Origin of the sequence: Pseudomonas sp. 2(2015) (assembly GCF_000955865.1) — a bacterium.
GTDB lineage: Bacteria > Pseudomonadota > Gammaproteobacteria > Pseudomonadales > Pseudomonadaceae > Aquipseudomonas.
On the sequence record NZ_JYOF01000014.1, the window covers coordinates 25,751 to 48,676 of the forward strand.

The window sequence follows — 22,926 nt, forward strand, 5'->3', positions numbered from 1 at the left end:
AAACAGTGCATCCCATGCTGAAGAAGCTGTTCCAGTCATTCCGTCCTACCGTGCGTGGCCAGCACCATATCCGCACCACGCCCGAAGTGATCAATAGTGGTCAACATTCGCTGCAACGTGGCCAGTTCAGCCGCCACGCGGTGAACATCGTCGAGCGCCTGCAAAACGCTGGCTACCAGGCCTACCTGGTCGGTGGCTGCGTACGCGACCAGCTCCTGGGCATCACCCCCAAGGACTTCGACGTCGCCACCAGCGCCACCCCTGAACAGGTCCGCGGCGAATTTCGTAACGCCCGTATCATCGGTCGCCGTTTCAAGCTGGTTCACATCCATTTCGGCCGTGAAATCATCGAAGTCGCCACCTTCCGCGCCAACCACCCGGAAAGCGAAGAAGAGAACAGCCACACCTCGTCGCGTAACGAGAGTGGGCGAATTTTGCGCGACAACGTCTACGGCACCCTGGAAGAAGACGCCCAACGCCGCGACTTCACCATCAACGCCCTGTATTACGATCCGGTCAGCGAGCGCATCCTCGACTACGCCAACGGCGTACACGACATCCGCAACCGCCTGATCCGCCTGATCGGCGACCCGACCCAGCGCTACCAGGAAGACCCGGTGCGCATGCTGCGTGCTGTGCGTTTCGCCGCCAAGCTCAACTTCGGTATCGAGAAGCACACCGTGCAGCCGATTCGCCAACTGGCACCGATGCTGCGCGAGATCCCGGCGGCGCGCCTGTTCGAAGAATCGCTCAAGCTGTTCCTCTCCGGGCAGGCTGCCGACACCTTTGAAATGCTCGTCGACCTGGAGTTGTTCAACCCGCTGTTCCCGGCCAGTGCCGAAGCGCTCGAAGAACACCCGACCTACACCCACACCCTGATCAGCCAGGCTTTGATCAACACCGACCTGCGTGTCAAGCAGGGCAAGCCGGTGACTCCGGCCTTCCTGTTCGCCGCGATGCTCTGGCCAGCCCTGCCGGGTCGCGCCCTGCGCCTGCAGAGCCGTGGCATGCCGCCGATCCCGGCGATGAACGAAGCCGCCCACGAGCTGATCGCCGAACAATGCCAGCGCATTGCGATCCCCAAGCGCTTCACCATGCCGATCCGCGAGATCTGGGACATGCAGGAGCGCCTGCCACGGCGCAGCGGCAAGCGTGCCGACCTGTTGCTCGACAACCCGCGTTTCCGCGCCGGTTACGACTTCCTGCTGCTGCGTGAAAGCGCGGGCGAAGAAACCGATGGCCTCGGCCAATGGTGGACCGACTACCAGGACTGCAACGACAGCGAGCGCCGCGACATGATTCGTGAGCTCGGCAGCCGTGACGAAGGCGCCGGTGCCGGCCCGCGCAAACGCAAGCGCAGCCCGAGCAAACGCAAGCGCGCCGACGGCGCTGCAGGCGAGTAACCGATGGTCCGCGCCTTCATTGGCCTGGGCAGCAACCTGGCCGATCCCGAGCAGCAATTGCGCAGCGCCGTCGAGGCGCTGGGGCAGTTGCATGAAAGCGCCCTGGCCGGGGTTTCGGCTTTCTACAGCAGCGAATCGCTATCGCCCGGGCAGCCGCGTTACACCAACGCCGTGGCAGCGCTGGATACCGCCCTGGCGCCGCTTGAGTTGCTCGATGCGCTGCAGGCCATCGAGGCCGACCAGGGCCGCGAGCGCAAAGAGCGCTGGGGCCCGCGCACCCTCGACCTGGATATCCTCCTGTACGGCGACCAGGTCATCGATGTGCCCCGCCTGAAAGTGCCGCATTACCACATCCAGGCGCGACCGTTCGTCCTTTACCCGCTGGCCGAACTGGTGCCCGAAGACTTCTGCCTGGCCGATCAACGGCCCCTGTCCCAATTACTGGCAGATTGCCCGTTCGTCGGCCTCGAGCGCCTGTAGCCGGGCGTTCCCCCAGCCGGTAACGCCCGTAACAGCGCATTAGTAACAATGCGGTAACAGGGTAATTGACTTCAGCCCCCTCGCTCACGACTATAGGCGTCCCGTGGCGCCCCGAGCGTCGCAAAAAGGCGTATATAGGCCTGGAACAGGTCGTAATTCAAACACCACGATCGATGATGTGCTGTTCCAGAAGATGAATACACGCGTTGTACGCAGTCGTTTTTCACAGCGCCTGAACGAGGATTCCTTTTCATGCCAGAAGTAACCCTGACCACCCTGCAGAGCCTCAAGGCCAAGGGTGAGAAAATAACCATGCTGACCTGTTACGACGCGACCTTTGCCCAGGCCGCCAGCCGTGCCGGCGTGGAAGTATTGCTGGTGGGTGACTCCCTGGGCATGGTCCTCCAGGGCCATGACAGCACCTTGCCAGTAACCAATGCCGAGATGGCCTATCACACTGCCTGCGTCAAACGCGGCAACGAAGGTGCGCTGATTCTTGCCGACCTGCCGTTCATGGCCTGCGCCACCACCGAGCAGGCATTCGCCAACAGCGGCGCGCTGATGCAGGCCGGCGCGCACATGGTCAAGGTCGAAGGCGCCGCCTGGCTGGCGGAGACCATCCGCCTGCTGGCCGAACGTGGCGTGCCGGTGTGCGCGCACATGGGCCTGACCCCGCAAACCGTGAACATCCTCGGTGGCTACAAGGTCCAGGGCCGCCAGGAAAACCAGGCCCGGCAGATGCGTGCCGACGCCATCGCCCTGGAGCAAGCCGGCGCGGCCATGTTGCTGCTCGAGTGCGTGCCGACCGAACTTGCCGCCGAAATCACCCAGGCGGTGAGCATTCCGGTCATCGGTATTGGTGCCGGTAGCGCCACCGACGGCCAGGTCCTGGTGCTGCACGACATGCTCGGCCTGTCGCTGACCGGCCGGGTACCGAAGTTCGTGAAGAACTTCATGGCCGGCCAGAGCGACATTCAAGGTGCGCTCAAGGCTTATGTAACCGCCGTCAAGGAAGTCAGCTTCCCCGCCAGCGAACACGGGTTCAGTGCATGAATACAGTCAAGACCGTCCTCGAACTGCGCGCCGCCGTGGCGCGGGCGCGCAGTGAGGGCAAACGCATCGGCTTCGTGCCGACCATGGGCAACCTGCACAGCGGCCATGCCGCGCTGGTGACCAAGGCCGCGCAACGGGTCGACTTCGTCGTCGCCAGCATCTTCGTCAACCCGCTGCAGTTCGGCCCCAGCGAAGACCTCGACAAGTACCCGCGGACCCTCGCCGCCGACCAGGAGAAACTGCTCCAGGCCGGCTGCCACCTGCTGTTCGCCCCCACGGTCGAAGAAATGTACCCCGACGGCATGGCCGGGCAGACCCGGGTCAGCGTCCCGCAGCTGTCCGACGGGCTCTGTGGTGCCAGCCGTCCAGGCCACTTTGAAGGCGTGGCGACGGTGGTCAGCAAGCTGTTCAACATGGTCCAGCCGGACCTGGCGGTATTTGGCCAGAAAGACTTCCAGCAACTGGCGGTAATCCGCGCGCTGGTGCGCGACCTGAACATGCCGATCCAGATCATCGGCGAGCCAACCGTGCGCGCCGAAGACGGCCTGGCGCTGTCGTCGCGCAACGGCTACCTGAGCAACGAGCAGCGCGCCACGGCGCCAGCGCTGTATCGCCTGCTGAGCCAGATGGCCGCCGCCATCGAGCAAGGCGAACGCGACTACCCGGCGCTTATCGCCAACGGCCAGCAGCAACTGGCTGCAGCAGGCTTTCGCCCGGACTACCTGGAAGTCCGCCAGGCCCTGAGCCTGCGCCCGGCGACGCCTGAAGACCGCGATCTGGTGATCCTGGTAGCCGCCTTCCTCGGCGCTACCCGCCTGATCGACAACCTGCACCTGAACCTTGACGACAAGTAACCCGGTCGCCCGCTGAGCTGCCTCTCCCTGTAACGCAGGCTGCATGCCTATAATTGGCATCAGCCTGCAAACGGGGCGCTGTTTTCAGTGTCCAAGGCAGTTCACGCAATAAGGAAACCTGCAGCGATGGCGTATTACCGCACCCCTCATGATGTTACCGCCCTGCCCGCCTGGCAGGCGCTCCAGCAACACCGCGAAGCCATGCAGGACTTCAGCATGCGCGACGCATTCACTGCCGAGCCAAAGCGCTTCGAAGAATTCTCCCTGAGCACCTGCGGGCTGTTCCTCGACTACTCGAAAAACCTGATCAACGCCCAGACCCGCGAGCTGCTGGTGGGCCTGGCCAACGAGGTCGGTCTGCAAGAGGCCATCAAGGGCCTGTTCGCCGGCGAAATCCTTAACGCCTCCGAAGGCCGCCCGGCCCTGCATACCGCCCTGCGCCGCCCGGTGGGCGACAAGCTGAGCGTCAACGGCGTCAACGTGATGCCCGAGGTGCACAAGGTCCTCAACCAGGTGACCGAGCTGGTTGGCCGCATCCATGATGGCCTGTGGCGCGGCTACAGCGAGAAGCCGATCACCGACGTGGTCAACATCGGCATCGGTGGCTCGTTCCTCGGCCCCGAGCTGGTCTCCGAAGCCCTGCTGCCTTACGCCCAGCGCGGCGTGCGCTGCCATTACCTGGCGAACATCGACGGCAGCGAGTTTCACGAGCTGTCGGCCAAGCTGCGCGCCGAAACCACGCTGTTCATCGTTTCGTCCAAGTCGTTCAACACCCTCGAAACCCTGAAGAACGCCCAGGCCGCCCGCGCCTGGTACCTGGCCCAGGGTGGTTCGGAAGCCGAGCTGTACAAGCACTTCATCGCTGTTTCCAGCAACAAGGCCGCCGCCGTGGCCTTCGGCATCCGTGAAGAAAACATTTTCCCGATGTGGGACTGGGTAGGCGGGCGTTATTCGCTGTGGTCAGCCATCGGCTTGCCGATTGCGCTGGCCATCGGTACCGCCAACTTCAAGGAACTGCTGTCCGGTGCCTACACCATGGACCAGCACTTCCAGAACGCACCGTTCGAACAGAACATGCCGGTGCTGCTGGCCTTGCTCGGCGTGTGGTACGGCAACTTCTGGGGCGCGCAAAGCCACGCGATCCTGCCGTACGACCACTACCTGCGTAACATCACCAAGCACCTGCAACAGCTGGACATGGAATCCAACGGCAAGAGCGTCCGCCAGGACGGCACGCCGGTCAACCACGACACCGGCCCGGTCATCTGGGGCGGCGTGGGTTGCAACGGCCAGCATGCCTACCACCAGTTGCTGCACCAGGGCACCCAGCTGATTCCGGCCGACTTCATCGTCCCGGTGGTCAGCTTCAACCCGGTCGCCGACCATCACCAGTGGCTGTACGCCAACTGCCTGTCGCAGAGCCAGGCGCTGATGCTGGGCAAGACCCGCAGCGAAGCCGAAGCCGAGCTGCGTGACAAAGGCATGGCCGAAGCCGAGATCCAGAAGCTGGCACCGCACAAGGTGATTCCGGGCAACCGCCCGAGCAATACCCTGGTGGTCGAGCGCATCAGCCCACGGCGTCTTGGCGCACTGGTGGCGATGTACGAGCACAAGGTATTCGTGCAAAGCGTCATCTGGGGTATCAACGCCTTCGACCAGTGGGGCGTGGAGCTGGGCAAGGAGCTCGGCAAGGGCGTCTACCAGCGCCTGACCGGCGGCATTGAAGAGCCTGCCGAAGACGCCTCGACCCAGGGCCTGATCAACTTCTTCCGCAGCCGTCACCGCGGTTGACCGCCCGCGCTGCCCCTGGCCGAACGAACACGGCCGGGGGCAGCGGCTACACTGTCCTGACAAAAACAATCCGTCAGAACAGGACCCCGCCATGTTCGATATCAGCGACTTTCCCCAAGCCGATGCCGTCAGCAGAGCGGCGCAACTGAGCCAGGCCGACTACCAGCGCCTGTACCGCCAGTCCATCGACGACCCGGACACCTTCTGGTGCGAACAGGCCAAGGCCCTGGACTGGATCAAGCCCTGGAGCCAGGTCCAGCAGAGCGACATGAAGACCGGCCAGGCCGCCTGGTTCAAGGGCGCGCAACTCAATGTCAGCTACAACTGCATCGATCGTCACCTGGCCACCCGGGGCGATCAGCCGGCGATCATTCGCGAAGGCGACAACCCTGCCGACTCCAGCGTCATCACCTACCGCGAACTGCACCAGCAGGTCTGTCGCCTGGCCAACGTACTCAAGCAGCGCGGGGTGAAAAAAGGCGACCGGGTGTGCATCTACATGCCCATGGTCCCGGAGGCGGCCTACGCCATGCTCGCCTGCAGCCGCATTGGCGCCATTCACTCGGTGGTGTTCGGTGGCTTCTCGCCGGATGCCCTGCGTGACCGGATTCTCGACGCCGACTGTCGCACGCTGATCACCGCCGATGAAGGCGTGCGCGGCGGCAAGAGCGTGGCGCTGAAGCACAACGTCGACAAGGCCCTGCTCAGTTGCCCGGATGTCAGTACGGTGGTGGTGATCAAGCGTACTGGCGGCAAGATCGACTGGCGCGAAGGCCGCGATCTTTGGTACCACGAAGCGATCAAGCAGGTCAGCGATGACTGCCCACCCGAGCCGATGGACGCCGAAGACCCGCTGTTCATCCTCTATACCTCCGGCAGCACTGGCAAACCCAAGGGCGTACTGCACACCACCGCCGGCTACCTGCTGCAGGCGGCGCTGACCTTCAAGACCGTGTTCGATTACCGCGAGGGCGAGGTGTTCTGGTGCACCGCCGATGTCGGCTGGGTGACCGGCCACAGCTATATCGTCTACGGGCCGCTGGCCAACGGTGCAATTACCCTGATGTTCGAAGGCGTGCCCAACTACCCCGATGCCTCGCGCTTCTGGCAGGTGGTCGACAAGCACCAGGTCAATATCTTCTACACCGCGCCCACCGCCCTGCGCGCGCTGATGCGCGAAGGCCAGGGCCCGTTGGCGGGCACCTCGCGCAAGAGCCTGCGCCTGCTCGGCAGCGTCGGTGAGCCAATCAACCCGGAAGCCTGGGAATGGTACTTCGAGGCCGTAGGCGAAAAGCGCTGCCCGATCGTCGACACCTGGTGGCAGACCGAAACCGGCGGCATCATGATCAGCCCGCTGGTGGGCACCCGGCGAATCAAGCCCGGGTGCGCCACCCAGCCGCTGTTCGGCGTGCAACCGGTGTTGCTGGACGAAAAAGGCAAGCTGATCGAAGGCCCCGGCAGCGGCATGCTGGCGATCAAGGCCAGCTGGCCTGGGCAGATCCGCGGCGTGTACGGCGATCCGCAGCGGATGATCGATACCTACTTCAAGCCGCTGCCGGGCTATTACTTCACCGGCGACGGTGCGCGCCGCGACGCAGACGGCGACCTGTGGATAACCGGGCGCATCGATGACGTGATCAACGTCTCCGGGCACCGGATCGGCACCGCCGAGGTGGAAAGCGCTCTGGTACTGCACGACAGCATCGCCGAAGCGGCCGTTGTCGGGTACCCTCACGATCTCAAGGGCCAAGGTATCTATGCCTTTGTCACGCCCATGAACGGTGTGACCCCGGACGACAGCCTCAAGCAGCAGCTGCTGGCCCTGGTCAGCAAAGAGATTGGCAGCTTCGCCAAACCCGAGCTGATCCAGTGGGCGCCGGCACTGCCCAAGACCCGTTCGGGCAAGATCATGCGGCGCATCCTGCGCAAGATCGCCTGCAACGAGCTCGACAGCCTCGGCGATACCTCGACCCTGGCCGACCCGAGCGTGGTCCAGGGCCTGATCGACAAACGCCTGAACACTTAAGCGGCAGCGCTGATCGGCTGCCTTGAACACAAGGTAACCATGGAAGCGATTCGCCGCCGTATCGAAACCCAGGTAATGAGCCTGACCGGCTTGTCCCTGGGTCAGCTCGACCTGGAAAACCCCAAGGGCGACCCCGGCCTGTTCGGCCCGGACAGCCTCAGCTGGCGTGTGCACGGCGACTTCCCGAGCATGCTGATCGGCGGCATCAGTGCCCTGCTCCTGCAGTTGCTGCACCCGCTGGCGCTGGCTGGCGTATGGGATCATTCCAACTTTCGCCAGGACCTGCTCGGCCGCTTGCGCCGCACCAGCCAGTTCATCTCCGGCACCACCTTTGGTTCGAGCCGGGATGCCAACTGGCTGATCGAAAAAGTGCGCACAATTCACCTGCAAGTGGTCGGCAGCGCTGCCGATGGCCGGCCCTATGCCGCCAGCGACCCGGACCTGCTGACCTGGGTGCATGTGGCCGAGGTCAGCAGCTTTCTTGCCGCCCACATGCGCTACCGCAACCCGCAGATGCCGGTCACCGAACAGGACGCCTACTACGCCGAGATCGCCCTGATCGCCGAGCGCCTGGGCGCGCGCAACGTGCCGCGCTCACGCCAGCAAATTGCCGACTACCTGCAGGCCATGCGCCCGCAACTGCTGTGCGACGCGCGCAGCCATGAAGTGGTGCAGGTGCTGCTCGACGCGCCGGCGCCCAGCCGCCTGGCGCAACCGGTCGGCGCCTTGATGCTGCGCGCCGGTATCGACCTGTTGCCGGAATGGGCCAGCGCGATGCTCGAGCTGGGCCAGAACCCGCTGCAACGCCGATTGATTCGCCTGGGCATCCACAGCACTGCTCCGGTGCTGCGCTGGGCCATGCGCGACGGCTCGGCCCATCGCGCCCGGCGGCGTATGGGAATCGCCTGAGCGGTACGCCAATAGCCCTCGCCCGCTCATCTATGCCACCATGCCGGTCTATCCAGGCCCTGGGGCCTGAACCGTTCTGACGCCAAATCCAATAAGAGTGAGGACCCGCGCCATGCAAGATGTCGTAATCGTTGCCGCCACCCGTACTGCTGTCGGGAGCTACCAGGGGGCGCTGGCCAACATTCCTGCCGTCGACCTCGGCGCTGCGGTGATCCGCCAGTTGCTGACCCAGACCGGCATCGATGCCGAACTGGTCGATGAAGTCATCCTCGGCCAGGTACTGACCGCCGGTGCCGGGCAGAACCCGGCACGCCAGGCCGCGATCAAGGCCGGCCTGCCCCACGCGGTACCGGCCATGACCCTGAACAAGGTCTGCGGCTCGGGCCTCAAGGCCCTGCACCTGGCAGCCCAGGCAATTCGCTGCGGCGATGCCGAAGTGATCATCGCCGGCGGCCAGGAGAACATGAGCCTGGCCAACTACGTCATGCCGGGTGCCCGTACCGGCCTGCGCATGGGCCACAGCACACTGATCGACAGCATGATCAGCGATGGCCTGTGGGATGCGTTCAACGACTACCACATGGGCATCACCGCCGAGAACCTGGTGGAAAAATACGGCATCAGCCGGGAAGAACAGGACGCCTTCGCCGCCGCCTCGCAGCAGAAAGCCGCCGCAGCCATCGAAGCCCGGCGCTTCGTCGACGAAATCACCCCGATCCTGATTCCACAGCGCAAGGGTGAGCCGGTGGCCTTCGCCACCGACGAGCAACCCCGCGCCGGCACTACCGCCGAGTCGCTGGGCAAGCTCAAGCCGGCGTTCAAGAAAGACGGCACGGTAACAGCCGGTAACGCCTCGTCGCTCAACGACGGTGCGGCAGCAGTACTGCTGATGAGTGCGGCCAAGGCGCAACAGCTGGGCCTGCCGATCCTGGCGCGGATCAAGGCCTACGCCAACGCCGGGGTTGATCCGGCGATCATGGGCATCGGCCCGGTCAGCGCCACCCGCCGCTGCCTGGACAAGGCCGGCTGGCAGTTGAGCGACCTCGATCTGATCGAGGCCAACGAAGCCTTTGCCGCCCAGGCCCTGTCGGTAGGCAAGGAGCTGGGCTGGGACGCCAGCAAGGTCAACGTCAATGGCGGCGCGATTGCCCTGGGGCACCCGATTGGCGCCTCGGGTTGCCGGGTGCTGGTAACTTTGCTGCACGAAATGATCAAGCGTGACGTCAGCAAAGGCCTGGCGACCCTGTGCATCGGCGGTGGTCAGGGCGTGGCCCTGGCGATCGAGCGCTGATCACTGCGGGAGGGGCTGCAACGGCCCCTCCCCTGGCCTGAACTGATAAACTGCACGTCCGCAAACCAAGGCCACGTGCATGTCCCTCTTGAATCAGGCGCTGCGCGCCGCCCTCGACGCCCGCCAGGGCCTTCTCGCCGAACTGCATGCCCAGGGCACCGACTGCTATCGCCTGTTCCATGGCAGCCAGGAAGGCGCCAGCGGCCTGACCATCGACCGCTACGGCCCGCAGTTGCTGGTGCAAAGCTTCCACCAAAGCCTTGAGACCGGCGCCTTGCTGGAGCTGCACGCGGCGGTGCAAGCGCACCTGGGCCTGGAACTGCTGTTGGTCTACAACGACCGTTCCCAGGGCAACAGCCGAATCGATCGTCGCGACCCGGTGTATCAGGCGAGCGAGGCCGCGCTGGCCGACCATGTCGGCCACGAATGGGGCCTGAACTACCGGGTACGTGGCCGCCATGCCGGGCAGGATCCGCTACTGTTCCTCGACCTGCGCAATGCCCGTGGCTGGGTCAAGCAGCACAGTGCCGGCAAAAGCGTGCTCAACCTATTTGCCTATACCTGCGGCGTCGGCCTCAGCGCCGCAGCGGGCGGCGCGCGCGAGGTGTGCAACCTGGACTTCGCCGAAGGCAACCTGGCGGTCGGCAAGGAGAACGGCGCACTCAACCCGCAACTGTTGCCGATGAGCTTTATCCAGTCCGATTACTTTCCGGCGATCCGCCAGTTCGCCGGCTTGCCGGTCAGCCAGCGTCGCGGCCACAAGCTGCCGCCGTATCCGCGCCTGGAGCAGCGCCAGTTCGACCTGGTGTTCCTCGACCCGCCGGCCTGGGCCAAGAGCGCCTTCGGCACCGTCGACCTGCTGCGCGACTACCAGAGCCTGCTCAAGCCGGCCCTGTTGAGCACCGCCGACGATGGCGTACTGATTTGCTGTAACAATCTGGCCAAGGTCAGCCTCGACGACTGGCGCGAGCAAGTGCTGCGCTGCGCCGAGAAAGCCGGGCGCCCGGTACGCGACTGGCAAGTGCTCAAACCTGCCGGCGACTTTCCGTCGCAGGATGGCCAGCCGCCACTGAAGACCTTGATTCTTCAGCTCTGAAACAAAATTTCGTTAATTTTTGGAGTAGCTTCGGAACCGTTTTTACGTGCCATACTCCAAGCACTCCCGTTCGAGACAGACGACGCCACACATGCCCAAAGGATTGAAACGCGCCCTCGGCGCCATGCTGGCCGCAGTGGCCTTGTACAGCCTGCTAGGCTTTCTGATTCTCCCAGGGGTTGCCCTGCGTATCGCCAACCAGCAACTGGCCAGTTACGCCACGGTGCCGGCGCACCTGCAGCGGATCGAGCTCAACCCGTTCAGCCTCGAACTGACCCTCTGGGGCCTGCAGATTGGCGAGCCGGGTAAAGAGCAGGTCGGCTTCGAGCGCCTGTACGCCAACCTGCAAATCAACAGCCTGTGGAGCGGTGCCCTGCACCTGGACAGTGTCGAGCTGGACAAGGCGCGTACCGAGCTGCTGTTCGCCAAGGACGGCAGCCTCAACCTGAGGCAATTGTTCAAGCTGCCGCCGAGCGAGCCCAAGCCGCAAGAGCCTGCGGGCGATCCGTTCCCGCTGCGCATCGGCAGCATCAAACTCAGCGAAGGTTACCTGCATTTCCAGGACCTGCGCCCGAGCGAGCCGATCGAGTTTCTCTACGACTCGATGAACCTGGAACTGAAGAACCTCAGCACCCTGCCCGAAGACAGTACCGAAATGACCCTGGTCGCCAATGGCCCCGCGGGCGGGCGAATCGACTGGGCCGGCAACTTCAGCCTGGTACCGATCGCCTCCGAAGGCACCCTGAAGGTCACCGACGGCAAGATGAAAGCTTTCTGGCCTTATGTGCGCGATGCCGTGCCGCTGGTGCTGGAAGAAGGTGTGGTAAGCCTCGATACCCACTACAAGCTGAACCTGTCCAAGGAAACCGAGCTGCTGCTGGACAACACCTCGGTGAGCATTGCCCCCTTTGCCATCAAGGCACCGGATGGCCGCCCGCTGGCACGCCTGGCGCGCCTGGATGTCAGCGAAACCTCGATTGACCTGGCCAAGCAGCGGGTCACCGTTGGCAAGATCCGCAGCGAAAAGCTCGAAACCTGGGCGGCAGTAGAGTCCGATGGCCAGCTCGACTGGCAGAAGCTGTTTGCCAGCCAGCCGGCCAAAGCCACGGCCAAAGAGAAAGCCGAACCTGCCGCCGCCGAGCCGGATGCCAAGGAAAAGGCCGCCGCCGAGGCACCGAGCAAGCCATGGCAAGTGCTGCTCAAAGACGTGCAACTGCGCAATTACCAGGTACACCTGGCCGACCGCTCGCAGAAACAACCGGTCGCCCTCGAGGTTGGCCCGCTGAACCTCGACCTGCAGAATTTCGACAGCCTCAACCAGTCGCCCTTCACCCTCAAGCTCGATACCGGTGTCGGCAAGCAAGGCAAGCTGCAGGCGGCCGGTGAGGTCAACCTGGCGCCGGTGAGCGCCAAGCTCAAGGTCAACACTCAGGACATCGACCTGCGTGTCGCCCAGGCCTACATCAGCCCGTACATCCGCCTGGAACTGCGCAGCGGCATGCTCGGCAGCGACCTCAACGTCGACCTCAAGAGTACCGAGCCGCTGGCCTTCAGCATTGACGGCAAGGCTCAGGTCAACCAGCTGCACACCCTGGACACCATCAAGGATCGCGACTTCGTCAAATGGCAGCAGCTGAACCTCGATGGTCTGTCGTACCGCCACGGTGACGCCCTGAGCATCGGCAAAGTGACCCTCAAGCAGCCCTACGCGCGCTTCATGATCAACGAAGACCGCACCACCAACGTCGATGACCTGCTGATCCCGCAACCGGCTACCGCGCAGTCCAAGGCGCCGGCCACAGCCAAGGCGCCTGCGGAAAAACCACTGGGCATCCGTATCGGTGAAATCGATATCAATGACGGTTCGGCCAACTTTGCCGACTTCAGCCTGACCCCGAACTTCGCCACCGCCATCCAGCAGCTCAACGGCCAGATCGGCACCATCGACAACCGTCAGCCAAAACCGGCCAAGGTCGATATCAAGGGCAAGGTCGATCGCTATGCACCGGTGACCATCAAAGGCTCGCTGAACCCCTTCGACCCGATGGCCGCCCTGGACATCGCCACCAGCTTCAAACGCGTCGAGCTGACCACCCTGACGCCTTACTCGGGCAAGTTCGCCGGCTTTCGCATCCGTAAGGGCCGGCTGAACATCGACCTGCACTACGTGATCACCCAAGGCAAGCTCAAGGCCGAGAACAAGGTAGTGGTCGAGCAACTGCAGCTGGGTGAGAAGGTCGACAGCCCGGATGCGGTGGACCTGCCGATTCGCCTGGCAGTGGCCTTGCTCAAGGACACCGACGGCAAGATCTCCATCGAGCTACCGGTGACTGGCGACCTCAATGACCCGCAGTTCAGCGTCATGCCGATTGTCTGGCAGACCCTGCGCAACCTGGTGCTGCGCGCGGCCCAGGCGCCCTTCAAGTTCATCGGCGGGCTGGTCAGCGGCGGCGATTCCCAGGACCTGGGCAACGTCGCCTTTGCCGCTGGCTCCAGCGACCTGGGCCCGGATGCGCAAAGCGCCCTGGACAAGCTGGCGACGGCGCTCAAAGAGCGCCCTGCCTTGCGCCTGGAGATCGAAGGCACCAGCGCCCAGAGCAGCGACGGACCGTTGATTGCCCAGCAGCGCCTGGAGCGTGAGTACCAGAGTACCTACTACAAGATCCTCCAGCGCCGCGGCGACAAGGTGCCAGCCCAGGCCTCCGAGCTGAAAGTACCGGATGGCGACAAGCCGGCGATGCTTGAAGGCATCTACCGTACCCGCATGAAGAAACAGCCTCCAGCGGAGTGGGAACAACTCGATCGCGAACAGCGCACCACCCAGTTGCGCGATGCCGTGCTCAAGTCCTGGGGCGAAAGCGCCCTGCTGCTGCGCCAGTTGGGTCAGGCCCGGGCCAGCAGTATCAAGGACTACCTGGTAGATAAAGGCCAGCTGGCGGATGACCGGGTGTACTTCGTCGATGCCAGCCTGGGCCAGGCCGAGGCGGATGGCCGAGTGATCTCGCCGCTGCATCTGGACGCGGAATAACCACCTCGTCTTCCCCTCCTTTCCCCCGAAAAAGAAGCCCCGGCAACCAGTGCCGGGGCTTTGAGTGACCAAATCCTTTTGGTCTTTCGCATGAACCTGTAAGGGTCAGCGAGTCGGGACAAACGCCTTAGTTGCTTTTCAGGCCATCAGCCGAGACGGCTTGAACGCCTTTGATTTTTTTGGCGATAGCGACCGCCATGTCTTTCTGCGAATCGGTCACGGCAACCTCGGAAGACAGGGAGACCACGCCTTTGTTGGTTTCGACCTTGATGTCGGTACCCGGAATGCCTTTCTCGGTCATCAGGTCAGCTTTGACCTTGGTGGTGATCCAGGTGTCGGAGGTCGCTTCTTTTGCTTTGGTAACTTCACCAGCAGCAACGGTCAGCGGAGCCTGGGAAGGCTGTTGGGCAAACGCCGCATTAGCCAGGGTCAGGGTCAGGGCGGTGGCAGTAGCGGCAGCAATAGCGAACTTCTTCATACGAGACACTCCTGTTTTTCGAAAAGTCTGCGCCGTAAGTCCTGGCAGCAGGGGTATGAATACTATTGCAGGGCCTGTGCCAGCTTTTGTGAATAATTTTCTCCTTATAAAACAGTAGCTTATCTAATCAAGCAAAAAACTGGATCGTGCATTTTGCAAGCCGTGGCAAAATCCTGCATGCAAGATGCAAGTCCGCAAGACAATTTCTGCAGGCATAAAAAAAGGACCCCGAAGGGTCCTTTTTCTTAAGCGGCGATCTTAGACGCCCGATGCCTTGGCAGCGGCAACGTCCTTGATCGACAGCTTGATACGGCCGCGGTTGTCCACGTCCAGTACCAGTACTTCAACTTCCTGGCCTTCTTTAAGGATGTCGGTCACTTTCTCGACGCGAGCATCGCTCAGCATCGAGATGTGAACCAGACCGTCCTTGCCAGGCAGGATGTTGACGAAGGCACCGAAGTCGACGATGCGCTCAACCTTACCGACGTAGATCTTGCCGATCTCGGCCTCGGCAGTGATGCTCAGAACGCGCTGGCGAGCAGCTTCAGCGGCGTCTTTGGTCTCACCGAAGATCTTGATCGAACCGTCGTCTTCGATGTCGATCGAAGCCTTGGTTTCTTCGCAGATGGCACGGATGGTCGCGCCGCCTTTACCGATGACGTCACGGATCTTGTCGGTGTCGATCTTCATGGCGATCATGGTCGGAGCGTTTTCCGACAGTTCGCTACGGGACTGACCAATGATCTGGTTCATCTGGCCGAGGATGTTCAGGCGCGCTTCCAGGGCCTGGCCCAGAGCGATTTCCATGATCTCTTCGGTGATGCCGTTGATCTTGATGTCCATCTGCAGCGCGGTAACACCTTTGGCGGTACCGGCCACTTTGAAGTCCATGTCGCCCAGGTGGTCTTCGTCACCGAGGATGTCGGTCAGAATGGCGAATTTCTCGCCTTCTTTCACCAGGCCCATGGCGATACCGGCAACCGGCGCCTTCATCGGCACACCAGCGTCCATCAGTGCCAGGGATGCACCACAGACCGAAGCCATCGAGCTGGAACCGTTGGATTCGGTGATTTCCGAAACAACGCGGATGGTGTACGGGAACACGTCGGCAGCAGGCAGCATGGCCTGGACCGAACGGCGGGCCAGACGGCCGTGACCGATTTCGCGACGGCCAGCACCGCCCATGCGACCACACTCGCCGACCGAGAACGGCGGGAAGTTGTAGTGCAGCATGAAGGGGTCTTTCTTCTCGCCTTCGAGGGTATCCAGCAGCTGGGCGTCACGGGCAGTACCCAGGGTCGCAACGACCAGGGCCTGGGTTTCGCCACGGGTGAACAGCGCCGAACCGTGGGTCTTTGGCAGTACGCCGACTTCGATGTTCAGCGGACGTACGGTCTTGGTGTCGCGGCCGTCGATACGTGGCTTGCCGTTGACGATGTTTTCGCGAACGGTGCGGTATTCGATTTCGCCGAAGATTTCTTTGACTTCGGAAGCCGAAGGTTGGCCTTCTTCACCGGAGAACTTGGCGATCACTTGCTCGCGCAGTTCGCCCAGGCGAGCATAACGGTCAGCCTTGACGGTGATGGTGTAGGCGTCGGAAACCGCAGCACCGAATTCGCCACGGATGGCGCTCAGCAGAGGGGTGTTCTCGGCCTTGGCAGTCCAGTCCCAGGTCGGCTTGGCAGCTTCGGCGGCCAGCTCTTTGACAGCCTGGATCACAGCCTGGAATTCGTCGTGGGCGAACAGTACGGCGCCCAGCATCTGGTCTTCGGTCAGCTCTTTGGCTTCCGATTCAACCATCAGTACGGCGTCGGAGGTACCGGCAACGACCATGTCCAGGCTCGAGGCAGCCAGTTGCTCGTAGGTCGGGTTCAGCAGGTAGCCGGTGCTTTCGTGGAAAGCAACGCGGGCGGCGCCGATCGGGCCTTCGAACGGAATGCCGGAGATGGCCAGGGCAGCCGAGGTACCGATCATCGCAGCGATGTCCGGATCGGTCTTCTTGCTGGTGGAAACGACGGTGCAGACAACCTGCACTTCGTTCATGAAGCCTTCCGGGAACAGCGGACGGATCGGACGGTCGATCAGACGCGAGGTCAGGGTCTCTTTCTCGGAAGGACGGCCTTCACGCTTGAAGAAACCACCAGGGATCTTGCCTGCGGCGTAGGTCTTTTCCTGATAGTGAACGGACAGGGGGAAGAAGCCTTTGCCTGGATCGGCCTGTTTGGCACCGACCACGGTCACCAGTACGGTGACATCGTTGTCGACGGTGACCAATACGGCGCCGGACGCTTGACGAGCAATACGGCCCGTCTCGAGGGTAACGGTCGATTGACCGAACTGGAATTTCTTGATTACCGGGTTCACGGTTTCCTACCTTTTTCAGTGGCTCTGGGGGAACGGGTTCTTGCGAATTCTTGGGCAGAACAGGGAATCGGCCCTGTTGGCAGTCCAGATAAAACTAGAGGTTGGGAGCCTGCCCTGCCCTTGCGGTAAACCGCTCAGGCGAGACAGACAGCCAACCTCATAGATAGGCAAGGCGTGCTCACCGACACGGGGGCCAAAGGCTCCGTGCGGTGACTGCAGCACGCCGTGCACACCACTGGCCAGGCCGCTATTAGCGACGCAGACCCAGACGACCGATCAGGGCGCTGTAACGGGTGGTGTCCTTGCCTTTCAGGTAGTCCAGCAGCTTGCGACGCTGGTTAACCATGCGGATCAGACCACGACGGGAGTGGTGGTCTTTGCCGTTGGCCTTAAAGTGGCCTTGCAGCTTGTTGATGTTGGCGGTCAGCAGAGCAACCTGTACTTCCGGGCTACCGGTGTCACCGGCGGCTTGCTGGTATTCGCCAACGATCTTTGCTTTTTCTTCAACGCTGAGTGCCATCTGGCTTCTCCAAATCAAGGGAAACCGAACAAACGGCTTCCAATAGGCCAGGGACTGCTCCCTGTATTCATAAAGTGAGGCGTGACCGTGCCTATTAACAGCCATCCTCTTTACCACCAGTGCCAGGCCTGGGCCTGACACTGAAGGTTTCGATCATTCTGACCGAATCAAGCGACGCGGCGCGATGCGCCCGTCTTCGCTCACTTCACCGATGCCGATGAAGCGACCGTTGTGATCCTGTACCCGGACCATGCCGAACTTCGGCGCGTCGGGGGCTCTGACCGGCTGACCATTGAGCCAGTAGAACGCACTGTGCTCGGAGAACTGCAACAGTGGCCAGTCCAGCAGACCGCTGTCCGATGGCATCAGGAAACGATCGACCGCTTCGTTGCCACCTTCGGCGTGGACCGCTTCGAGTTCTTCGAGGGTCACGGTCTGGGCCAGCTCGAAAGGACCGGCGTGCGTACGGCGCAGTTCAGCGACATAGGCTCCGCAACCGAGCACCTCGCCGATGTCCTCGACCAGGGTGCGGATGTAGGTGCCTTTGCTGCAGCCGACCGACAACCGGACACGGGTGCCTTCGCACTCGAGCAATTCCAAGCGGTTAATAGTAACAGAACGCGCCTCGCGCTCCACTACTTCACCTGCACGGGCAAGCTTGTACAGCGGCTGGCCGTCACGCTTGAGGGCCGAGTACATCGGCGGTATCTGACTGATTTGACCACGAAATTGTGGCAAAACCGCTTCGATATCGGCGCGACCAACGGTCACGTCACGGGTTTTCAGCACTTCACCTTCGGCATCGCCCGTGGTGGTGGTCTGACCCAGTTGCATGACCGTCTCGTAGCCCTTGTCGGAATCGAGCAGGTATTGCGAGAACTTGGTCGCCTCACCGAAGCACAGCGGCAGCACGCCGCTGGCCAGTGGATCGAGGCTGCCGGTGTGCCCAGCCTTTTCGGCATTGAGCAGCCAGCGGACCTTCTGCAGGGCAGCGTTGGAGGTGAACCCCAACGGCTTGTCGAGCAGGATGATGCCGCTGACGTTACGACGGATACGCTTGACCTGAGCCACCGCTTACTCCTTGGTGTCCAGGGGCGTGTCGGCAGCCTGGTGCAGCTTGTCTTCGGCGACGGCGCGCTCGATCAGGGCCGACAGGTGGGCACCGCGACTGATGCTTTCGTCATAGTGGAAATGCAGTTGCGGCACGCTGCGCAGTTGCATTTCCTTGCCCAGGTGCACGCGCAGGAAACTGGCCGCGCCGTTGAGCACCTTGAGGGTCTGCTTGATGTCTTCCGCGCCTTCCTGGCCCATGGAGGTGATGAACACCTTGGCATGGCCGACATCGCGGCTGACATCCACAGCGGTAATGGTGACCACGCCGACGCGCGGGTCCTTGACTTCACGACGGATCAACTGGGCCAGCTCGCGCTGGATCTGATCGCCGATGCGTTGGGTACGGCTATATTCTTTTGCCATTTTTGCTACCTGTAACTAAAGCGGCAAACGCCCGGCCAGGCTAGAGCCGGACCGGGCGTTGCGTTCAGAGCCGCCAAGCGGCGCCCTGGGGCGGGCGATTGGCGGTTCCCATGCTCGCGGCTTAGAGCGTACGAGCCACTTGGACTTTCTCGAAGACTTCGATCTTGTCGCCGACCTTGACGTCGTTGTAGCTCTTGACGCCGATACCGCATTCCATGCCGGCACGTACTTCGGACGCATCGTCCTTGAAGCGACGCAGCGATTCCAGCTCGCCTTCGAAGATCACCACGTCCTCGCGCAGTACGCGGATCGGACGGTTGCGGTAGACCACACCCTCGACGACCATGCAGCCGGCGATGGCGCCGAACTTCGGCGAACGGAACACGTCACGCACTTCGGCGATACCCAGGATGTTCTCGCGAACATCGCTGCCGAGCATGCCGGTCAGGGCTTTCTTGACGTCTTCAATGATGTCGTAGATCACGTTGTAGTAACGCATATCCAGACCTTCCTGCTCGACGATCTTGCGCGCGCCGGCATCGGCACGCACGTTGAAGCCGAACAGTACTGCATTGGACGCCAGGGCCAGGTTGGCATCGCTCTCGGTGATACCACCGACACCGCCGCCAATCACGCGAACCTGTACTTCGTCGTTGCCCAGGCCGCTCAGGGAGCCCTGCAGGGCCTCGAGAGAACCACGAACATCGGACTTGAGCACGATGTTGAGGGTCTTCTTCTCTTCCTGGCCCATGTTCTCGAAGATGTTCTCGAGTTTGCCAGCGTGAGCGCGAGCCAGTTTGACCTCGCGGAACTTGCCTTGACGGAACAGGGCAACTTCACGGGCTTTCTTCTCGTCAGCCACTACCGACAGCTCGTCACCGGCGTCCGGAGTGCCATCCAGGCCGAGGATCTCGACCGGGATCGACGGGCCGGCTTCCTTAACAGGCTTGCCGTTCTCGTCGAGCATGGCCCGTACGCGACCGTAGTTCGAACCGCACAGGACCATGTCGCCCTGACGCAGGGTACCGTCCTGAACCAGTACGGTAGCCACCGGGCCACGGCCTTTGTCCAGACGCGATTCAACTACCACACCACGACCTGGAGCCGATGGAGTGGCCTTGAGTTCGAGGATCTCGGCTTGCAGCAGGACCGCTTCGAGCAGTTCGTCGACACCGGTACCCATCTTCGCCGACACCTTGACGAACGGAGTATCTCCACCCCAGTCCTCGGAAGTGACGCCTTCGACGGCCAGTTCGTTACGGATGCGATCGAGGTCGGCACCTGGCTTGTCGATCTTGTTCACCGCAACCACCAGCGGAACACCGGCAGCCTTGGCGTGCTGGACCGCTTCGCGGGTTTGCGGCATCACGCCGTCGTCCGCCGCAACCACCAGGATCACGATGTCGGTCGCCTTGGCACCACGGGCACGCATGGCGGTAAACGCGGCGTGGCCAGGGGTGTCGAGGAAGGTGACCATGCCGCGGTCGGTTTCCACGTGGTACGCACCGATGTGCTGGGTAATACCACCGGCTTCGCCAGCAGCAACCTTGGCACGACGGATGTAGTCGAGCAGCGAGGTCTTACCGTGGTCAACGTGGCCCATTACGGTCACGACTGGTGCACGGGAGAAGGTCTCGCCTTCGAACTTCAACGACTCGGCCAGGGAATCTTCCAGGGCGGTGTCGCTGACCAGGGTGACCTTGTGGCCCAGCTCTTCGGCGATCAGCTGAGCTGTCTCCTGGTCGAGCACCTGGTTGATGGTCACCGGAGTGCCCAGTTTGAACATGAACTTGACCACTTCAGCGCCCTTGACGGACATCTGGTTGGCCAGGTCGGAAACCGTGATGGTCTCGCCAATCTGCACGTCGCGGATAACCGGACCGGTCGGGTTCTGGAAACCGTGGGCGTTGCGCTTCTTCGGCTTGCCCTTGCCACGGCCACCACGACGGAAGCCATCGCTTTCTTCGTCGGTGGTACGCGGAGCGGCACGCGGGGTAGGCGCCTTTTCCTTTTCCTTGACCTTGACCGAAACACGCGGCGCTTCGTTACGGCGCTCGCCGCCACGACGCTCGTCGTCACGCGACTTGTCGCTGCGACGCACGTCGTCTTTCTTGCGCTCGGCAACCGGTGCCGGAGCATCGGCGGCTGCGGCTTCGATTACAGGCGCTGGAGCCGGCGCAGCGGCAGCAGCCGGTGCGGCGTTGGCAGCGGCTGGCTGGCGACGGGACTCTTCCTCGGCACGCTGACGTGCTTCGGCATCGGCCTTTTCGCGGGCAGCGTTTTCCGCTGCACGGCGCTCTTCCAGCTCGCGCTTCTGCTCGGCCTGGATTTCTTCCGGGCTGCGCTGAACGAATACTTTCTTCTTGCGTACTTCTACGCTGATGCTCTTGCTACCGGCGACACGCAGGGTGCTGGTGGTTTTGCGCTGCAAGGTGATCTTGCGCGGCTCTTCCACTTTTGCCTTGTGGCTGCTCTTCAAATGAGCCAGCAATGCCTGCTTCTCATTGTCGGTCACTACCTGACCGGCGTCGGTGTGCGGCAGACCTGCCTCACGCATCTGCTGCAGCAGGCGCTCTACCGGTGCAGCGACCTCTTGGGCCAATTCTTTCACCGTGACTTGCGTCATGCACTTCTCTCCTCAGGCCGCGCCTAATTACTCGAACCAGTGGGCTCGGGCGGCCATGATCAACTTGCCGGCACGCTCTTGGTCGATGCCGTCGATGTCGAGCAGGTCATCAATCGACTGCTCGGCCAGGTCTTCGCGGGTAACTACGCCGCGCACCGCCAGTTCCATCGCCAAATCCTTGTCCATACCCTCAAGCGAGAGCAGGTCTTCGGCCGGATGGGCGTCTGCCAGCTTTTCCTCAGTAGCGATGGCTTTGGTCAACAGGCGATCCTTGGCGCGAGCACGAAGCTCGTTGACGATGTCTTCGTCAAAGCCGTCGATGTTGAGCATTTCTTCCAGCGGTACGTAGGCAATCTCTTCCAGGCTGGTGAAGCCTTCATCGACCAGCACCTGTGCCAGCTCTTCGTCGACTTCCAGCTCGTCGATGAAGTTGCGCAGGATGTCACCGGTTTCAGCTTGCTGCTTGGCCTGGATGTCCGATTCGGTCATCACGTTCAGGGTCCAGCCGGTCAACTGACTGGCCAGGCGCACGTTCTGGCCACCACGGCCAATCGCCTGGGCCAGGTTGTCGGCACCCACGGCGATGTCCATGGCGTGGGCGTCTTCATCGACGATGATCGCCGCGACTTCAGCCGGCGACATGGCGTTGATGACGAACTGTGCAGGGTTGTCGTCCCAGAGGACGATGTCCACACGCTCGCCACCCAGTTCACCGGACACCGCCTGGACACGCGAACCGCGCATGCCGATACAGGCACCTTGCGGATCGATGCGTTTGTCCTTGGAGCGCACGGCGATCTTGGCGCGCGAACCCGGATCACGGGACGCGGCCATGACTTCGATCAGGCCCTCGGCGATTTCCGGCACTTCGATGCGGAACAGTTCGATCAGCATCTGTGGCGCGGTACGCGACAGGATCAACTGCGGGCCGCGGTTCTCGGTGCGGATTTCCTTGAGCAGTGCACGCAGGCGCACACCGACACGGAAAGTCTCGCGGGAGATGATGTCTTCACGGGCCAGCAACGCTTCGGCGTTGTTGCCCAGGTCAACGATGACGTTGTCACGGGTGACCTTCTTGACGGTGCCGGAGATGATCTCGCCCAGACGCTCGCGGTAGGCATCTACCACTTGAGCGCGCTCGGCTTCACGGACCTTCTGGACGATGACTTGCTTGGCGGTCTGGGCGGCAATGCGGCCGAACTCGATCGACTCGATCTTCTCTTCGATCACGTCACCGACCTTGGCTTCAGGATGGGTGTCCTGAATCTTCGCTGGCCACACTTCGATCGCCGGATCGTCCAGATCCTTTTCTTCGACGACAGTCCAGCGACGGAAGGTTTCGTAGCTACCGGTGTGGCGGTTGATTTCCACACGCAGGTCGACTTCGTCGTCAAAACGTTTTTTGGTTGCAGTGGCCAGGGCCACTTCCAGCGCTTCAAAAATTACGCCGGCCGGTACGCCCTTTTCGTTGGATACCGACTCAACAACCAGCAGTACTTCTTTGCTCATCGTACGCCTCGCCTTTCGCAAG

General features: G+C 62.4%; 17 protein-coding genes. 10 read left to right on the top strand and 7 right to left on the bottom strand.

Going from position 1 to position 22,926, the window contains the following annotated elements; genetic code table 11:
• Nucleotides 1–14 precede the first annotated feature (14 nt).
• The 10 genes from UB48_RS18460 to UB48_RS18505 all read left to right on the top strand — a co-directional run bounded on the left by UB48_RS18460 (nucleotide 15) and on the right by UB48_RS18505 (nucleotide 13,931).
• Entirely contained in the window at nucleotides 15–1,403 is a 1,389-nt protein-coding gene (locus tag UB48_RS18460; RefSeq protein WP_045199703.1) for a polynucleotide adenylyltransferase PcnB, read from the top strand.
• A gap of 3 nt (nucleotides 1,404–1,406) precedes the next feature.
• Nucleotides 1,407–1,883 (top strand): 2-amino-4-hydroxy-6-hydroxymethyldihydropteridine diphosphokinase, encoded by a 477-nt coding sequence (gene folK, locus UB48_RS18465; protein ID WP_045199704.1) that lies wholly within the window; start codon nucleotides 1,407–1,409, stop codon nucleotides 1,881–1,883.
• A 252-nt stretch (nucleotides 1,884–2,135) separates the two neighbouring features.
• The gene (gene panB / locus UB48_RS18470; RefSeq protein WP_045199705.1) at nucleotides 2,136–2,936 is read left to right on the top strand and encodes a 3-methyl-2-oxobutanoate hydroxymethyltransferase; all 801 of its coding nucleotides are present in this window, start codon (nucleotides 2,136–2,138) and stop codon (nucleotides 2,934–2,936) included.
• On the top strand, nucleotides 2,933–3,790 hold the full coding sequence (gene panC, locus UB48_RS18475; RefSeq protein WP_045199706.1) for a pantoate--beta-alanine ligase: 858 nt from the start codon (nucleotides 2,933–2,935) through the stop codon (nucleotides 3,788–3,790). Before panB ends, panC begins: the two co-directional genes overlap by 4 nt.
• 126 nt (nucleotides 3,791–3,916) lie before the next feature.
• Entirely contained in the window at nucleotides 3,917–5,581 is a 1,665-nt protein-coding gene (pgi, locus tag UB48_RS18480) for a glucose-6-phosphate isomerase (protein WP_045199707.1), read from the top strand.
• A gap of 91 nt (nucleotides 5,582–5,672) precedes the next feature.
• Entirely contained in the window at nucleotides 5,673–7,607 is a 1,935-nt protein-coding gene (acs, locus tag UB48_RS18485) for an acetate--CoA ligase (RefSeq protein ID WP_045199708.1), read from the top strand.
• Nucleotides 7,608–7,646: 39 nt separating this feature from the next.
• Complete coding sequence (locus UB48_RS18490; protein WP_045199709.1) at nucleotides 7,647–8,516, top strand: oxygenase MpaB family protein; 870 nt, start codon at nucleotides 7,647–7,649, stop codon at nucleotides 8,514–8,516.
• Nucleotides 8,517–8,628: 112 nt separating this feature from the next.
• The gene (locus tag UB48_RS18495) at nucleotides 8,629–9,807 is read left to right on the top strand and encodes an acetyl-CoA C-acetyltransferase (protein ID WP_045199710.1); all 1,179 of its coding nucleotides are present in this window, start codon (nucleotides 8,629–8,631) and stop codon (nucleotides 9,805–9,807) included.
• A 79-nt stretch (nucleotides 9,808–9,886) separates the two neighbouring features.
• On the top strand, nucleotides 9,887–10,903 hold the full coding sequence (locus UB48_RS18500; protein WP_045199711.1) for a class I SAM-dependent rRNA methyltransferase: 1,017 nt from the start codon (nucleotides 9,887–9,889) through the stop codon (nucleotides 10,901–10,903).
• A 91-nt stretch (nucleotides 10,904–10,994) separates the two neighbouring features.
• A complete protein-coding gene (locus UB48_RS18505; protein WP_045199713.1) occupies nucleotides 10,995–13,931 on the top strand; it encodes a DUF748 domain-containing protein in 2,937 nt (978 codons plus the stop codon).
• Nucleotides 13,932–14,058: 127 nt separating this feature from the next.
• On the opposite strand, the gene UB48_RS18510 is transcribed toward UB48_RS18505, so the two are convergent.
• The 7 genes from UB48_RS18510 to nusA all read right to left on the bottom strand — a co-directional run bounded on the left by UB48_RS18510 (nucleotide 14,059) and on the right by nusA (nucleotide 22,904).
• The gene (locus UB48_RS18510) at nucleotides 14,059–14,409 is read right to left on the bottom strand and encodes a BON domain-containing protein (protein WP_045199715.1); all 351 of its coding nucleotides are present in this window, start codon (nucleotides 14,407–14,409) and stop codon (nucleotides 14,059–14,061) included.
• A gap of 258 nt (nucleotides 14,410–14,667) precedes the next feature.
• Nucleotides 14,668–16,773 carry a polyribonucleotide nucleotidyltransferase gene (gene pnp, locus UB48_RS18515; protein WP_038998668.1) on the bottom strand — a complete coding sequence of 702 codons (2,106 nt, stop codon included), beginning with the start codon at nucleotides 16,771–16,773 and terminating at the stop codon, nucleotides 14,668–14,670.
• A gap of 250 nt (nucleotides 16,774–17,023) precedes the next feature.
• On the bottom strand, nucleotides 17,024–17,293 hold the full coding sequence (gene rpsO / locus UB48_RS18520; RefSeq protein WP_010222985.1) for a 30S ribosomal protein S15: 270 nt from the start codon (nucleotides 17,291–17,293) through the stop codon (nucleotides 17,024–17,026).
• Between the two features lie 153 nt (nucleotides 17,294–17,446).
• Nucleotides 17,447–18,364, bottom strand: coding sequence for a tRNA pseudouridine(55) synthase TruB (gene truB / locus UB48_RS18525; protein WP_010222984.1), 918 nt, complete (start codon nucleotides 18,362–18,364; stop codon nucleotides 17,447–17,449).
• A 3-nt stretch (nucleotides 18,365–18,367) separates the two neighbouring features.
• Nucleotides 18,368–18,769, bottom strand: coding sequence for a 30S ribosome-binding factor RbfA (gene rbfA, locus UB48_RS18530; RefSeq protein WP_045199718.1), 402 nt, complete (start codon nucleotides 18,767–18,769; stop codon nucleotides 18,368–18,370).
• 121 nt (nucleotides 18,770–18,890) lie between these two features.
• On the bottom strand, nucleotides 18,891–21,395 hold the full coding sequence (gene infB, locus UB48_RS18535; protein ID WP_045199720.1) for a translation initiation factor IF-2: 2,505 nt from the start codon (nucleotides 21,393–21,395) through the stop codon (nucleotides 18,891–18,893).
• 27 nt (nucleotides 21,396–21,422) lie between these two features.
• Complete coding sequence (gene nusA / locus UB48_RS18540) at nucleotides 21,423–22,904, bottom strand: transcription termination factor NusA (RefSeq protein ID WP_010222981.1); 1,482 nt, start codon at nucleotides 22,902–22,904, stop codon at nucleotides 21,423–21,425.
• Nucleotides 22,905–22,926: the final 22 nt, after the last annotated feature.